Source organism: Chloroflexus sp. MS-G, assembly GCF_000735195.1.
In the GTDB taxonomy this organism is placed as follows: Bacteria; Chloroflexota; Chloroflexia; order Chloroflexales; family Chloroflexaceae; genus Chloroflexus.
The window spans coordinates 1-1696 of sequence record NZ_JPIM01000235.1 but is presented as its reverse complement, the minus strand read 5'-3'; the positions used below and the strand labels follow the sequence as shown (position 1 = coordinate 1696).

At 56.7% G+C, this 1696-nt stretch carries 1 protein-coding gene; it reads right to left on the bottom strand.

All coding sequences use genetic code 11. The annotated features are described in order from the left end of the window. Positions 1-1352 (bottom strand): branched-chain amino acid ABC transporter substrate-binding protein (locus tag JE47_RS0120120; protein WP_031461452.1); only part of this gene is annotated, 1352 nt, incomplete at its 3' end. Positions 1353-1696 lie beyond the last annotated feature (344 nt).

Here is a 1696-nt window from a genome sequence, read left to right as displayed (position 1 = left end):
TTGGCAGCAACATTGCCAAGCTGTGCTGCTAGTGCAGTCAGATCAAACTCACCAGTACCACCAGTGGCACCTCCGGTTGTACCACCACTTGCCGCCTCACCAGGCGGTGCAATCTCAAGTCGGGTTACGAGCTTGTTCTCATTCCAGTTGGCAGCATTGACCTGAAGCACGAAGTAGGTTGCCGGATTAGGATCACCCTTCGCGTTGAAGGTGTAAGTACCGGTGATACCTTTGTACGACTTGAGCGCCTTAATTTCGGCCAAAACCTGAGCCCGCGTCGGCTTCCCACCAGCAGCCTTTGCCGCATTGGTAATGGCAGTAAGACAGATACCGGTCGCGTCATAGGCCTGTGCCGAGAACGCGGGTGCGGAGTCGCCGTAGGCTGCTTGATAGTCCTGTGCATACTTCGCCGCATCAGGGAACTGGCTTACCGGTGCAGCGACGGTGGTGTAATACATCTTATCGACTGCATCACCAGCAAGGGTTACCAGTTCCTCCGACTCAAGACCGTCAGGCCCCATAAACTGGGCCGTGATCCCCCGGTCACGCGCCTGGCGGAAGAACGGCCCGGCCTGGTCGTAGATACCACCAAAGAAGATCAGGTCGGGGTTTGCAGCCAGGATTGGGGTCAAGATCGCCGAAAAGTCACTCCGCTCTTCCGTCCCCTCGAAGCCCAACACTTTCAGGCCGTTGGCCTCCGCATTGCGGCGGAAGAACTCAGCTACCCCCTGCCCGTAGGCCGTCGTGTCGTGAATAATGTAGACCGACTTCACCTTCAGCTCTTCGCGGGCAAACTTCTCGGCCACCGCACCCTGCACATCGTCGCGTCCCACCACGCGGAAGGCCACTTCGTAGCCACCCTCGGTAATCTTTGGGTTCGTGTTCGCCGGTGAGACCATCGCCAGACTGGCATTCTTGTAATCCGGCAAAGCAGCTAGCGCCACTCCTGAATTCAGGTGCCCGACCACGCAGAGAATATCCTGATCCGACACGATATTCTTTGCGTTCGCCGACCCCACCTCTGGCCGAGCCTGATCGTCGAACGGAGCAAGCTCGACGCGGAAGCCCAATTCAGCAAGCGGTCCAGACAGTTGTTTAACTGCCAACTCGGCGGCATTCTTTATACCGGTACCGAGCGCGGCCTGCCCACCTGACAATGGGCTTTGGGTAGCAATCTTAATAACTTGTGCGGCAGCCGCAGTTGGCTGAGGCGCCGCAGTTGGCTGAGGCGCCGCTGTAGCCTGGGTTGCCGGTTGCGGTGTGGCCGTCGGCTGGGCCTGTGGCGCTCCACAAGCTGCCAGCAGCGAGGCCAGCATACCGACCAGCAACAAGAAACTGATCGAACGTTTCATGACCATCTTCTCCTTACCTCCTCAAACAGGCAATCTGCTGTCTCCAAAGGGTTGCCATAGGCAACACAATGCATGACTAAGCGCTTTGAGCGAGCGCTGCGCATCATTGCGTTGCGAACGGTTAACCACAGTGGATGACAGTAGTCGAATATAAGCTATTCACGCCAGTTTGTCAAGCAGACCAGCCCTGGCTAGAATAGAGATAAAGGGCATCGGGCATGCTGCGAAGCCGTGCACGGTGAAAGTAGGGTTGTCTTTCGCACAGATCGCTTACATCCGATGCAGTCTGGGTCATTAGATACACACAGAGCTTAGGAAGAATATAGGACACACAACACCAGGTA